This is a genomic window from Mesorhizobium sp. M4B.F.Ca.ET.089.01.1.1 (genome assembly GCF_004022605.1).
In the GTDB taxonomy this organism is placed as follows: Bacteria; Pseudomonadota; Alphaproteobacteria; order Rhizobiales; family Rhizobiaceae; genus Mesorhizobium; species Mesorhizobium abyssinicae.
In genome coordinates, this window is the sequence record NZ_RZOS01000766.1 from 1 (window position 1) to 1,684 (window position 1,684).

A 1,684-nucleotide genomic window follows, 5' to 3' on the forward strand; every position below is an offset into this window, starting at 1 on the left:
CCGGGCGCGGGGCCGGCGGCTTCGGGCTGATCGCCGAGATCAAGAAGGCGAGCCCGTCCAAGGGGCTGATCCGCGCCGATTTCGATCCGCCGGCGCTCGCAAAGGCCTATGCGAATGGCGGCGCGGCCTGCCTCTCCGTGCTGACCGACGCCCCGTCCTTCCAGGGCGCGCCCGAATTCCTCACCGCCGCGCGTGCCGCCGTCGCCCTGCCGGCGCTGCGCAAGGATTTCCTTTTCGACCCCTATCAGGTGTTCGAGGCCCGCGCCTGGGGCGCCGACGCCATCCTGATCATCATGGCGAGTGTCGACGACGCGATGGCGCGCGAGCTCGAGGCGACGGCCCTCGAACTCGGCATGGATGCGCTGGTCGAAGTGCATGACGAGGCCGAGATGGAGCGGGCGCTCCGGCTCTCGTCACGGCTGATCGGCATCAACAACCGCGACCTCAGGACGTTCGAGACCAGCCTCGGCGTTTCGGAGCGGCTGGCGGCGATGGTGCCGGCCGACCGGCTGCTGGTCAGCGAGAGCGGCATCTTCACCCATCAGGACTGCCGCAGGCTGGAGAAGAGCGGCATCGGCACCTTCCTTGTCGGCGAGAGCCTGATGCGGCAACAGGATGTCGCGGCGGCGACTCGCCTGCTTCTGACAGGCAAGGCGCCGGCCGAGGCCGTCTGACGATGGCGGCCGCCCTCACCCATCTTGGCGCCTCTGGCGAAGCCAACATGGTCGACGTCGGCGACAAGGCCGAAACGGTGCGCACCGCGATCGCCGAGGGCTTTGTCTCGATGCGCGCCGAAACGCTGGAGATGATCCTTGCCGGCGACGCCAAGAAGGGCGATGTGCTGGGCACCGCGCGCATTGCCGGCATCATGGCGGCCAAGCGCGCGCATGAACTGATTCCGCTCTGCCATCCGCTGCTCCTGACCAAGGTTTCCGTCGATATCGAACCGGACAAGTCGCTGCCCGGTCTCAAGGTCACCGCGCTTGCCCGTGTCATCGGCAAGACCGGCGTCGAGATGGAAGCCTTGACGGCGGCCTCTGTCGCCTGCCTCACCATATACGACATGGCCAAGGCCGCCGACCGCGCCATGGTGATCTCCGGCATCAGGCTGGTCGAAAAGACCGGCGGCAAGTCCGGCGACTACAAGTCGGCCGGGGCGGGCGCCTGATGGCGCTGGTTCCTGTCGCCGAGGCGCTCGAGCGCCTGCTGGATGGTGCGGCGCCGCGGGCCAGCGAAAGCGTGGCACTGATCGACGCCGCCGGCCGGGTCCTGGCCGAGCCTGTGGTGGCACTGCGCACGCAGCCCCCCTTCAACGCCTCAGCCATGGACGGCTATGCGATGCGCGCCGCCGACGTGGCATCCGTGCCGGCGCGGCTTTCGGTGATCGGCATCGCGCCGGCCGGCCGCGGCTTCGAAGGCAGCGTCGGCACGTCGCAAGCCGTGCGCATCTTTACCGGCGCGCCGCTGCCGCGAGGCGCCGACACCATCGTCATCCAGGAGAATGTGCAGGACCTTGGCGGCGGCACGATCGAAGTGACCGAGCCGACCGCTGAAGGGCGCAACATCCGCCGCGCCGGGCTCGACTTCGTAGAAGGCGATGTGCTGCTGGAAAAGGGCCGGCTGCTCGATCCGGCGGCACTGTCGCTGGCGGCATCCGCCAACCACCCGCGCCTCACTGTGGTGA

2 protein-coding genes and 1 pseudogene are annotated in these 1,684 nt (G+C 68.9%); all 3 read left to right on the forward strand.

Annotated features, from left to right (window positions below):
- On the forward strand, window positions 1-674 hold a 674-nt coding region (gene trpC, locus EN780_RS33640; protein WP_128276406.1), incomplete at its 5' end, for an indole-3-glycerol phosphate synthase TrpC.
- A gap of 2 nt (window positions 675-676) precedes the next feature.
- Window positions 677-1,168, forward strand: a complete 492-nt coding sequence (gene moaC / locus EN780_RS33645) for a cyclic pyranopterin monophosphate synthase MoaC (RefSeq protein WP_128276407.1) — start codon at window positions 677-679, stop codon at window positions 1,166-1,168.
- A pseudogene (locus tag EN780_RS33650) lies at window positions 1,168-1,684 on the forward strand (molybdopterin molybdenumtransferase MoeA); the annotation flags it as partial. The gene moaC and the pseudogene EN780_RS33650, both read left to right, overlap by 1 nt.

Excerpts from the sequence above, each read along its gene's own strand:
- moaC (WP_128276407.1), top strand. The coding sequence starts at position 677 with ATGGCGGCCGCCCTCACCCATCTTGGCGCCTCTGGCGAAGCCAACATG.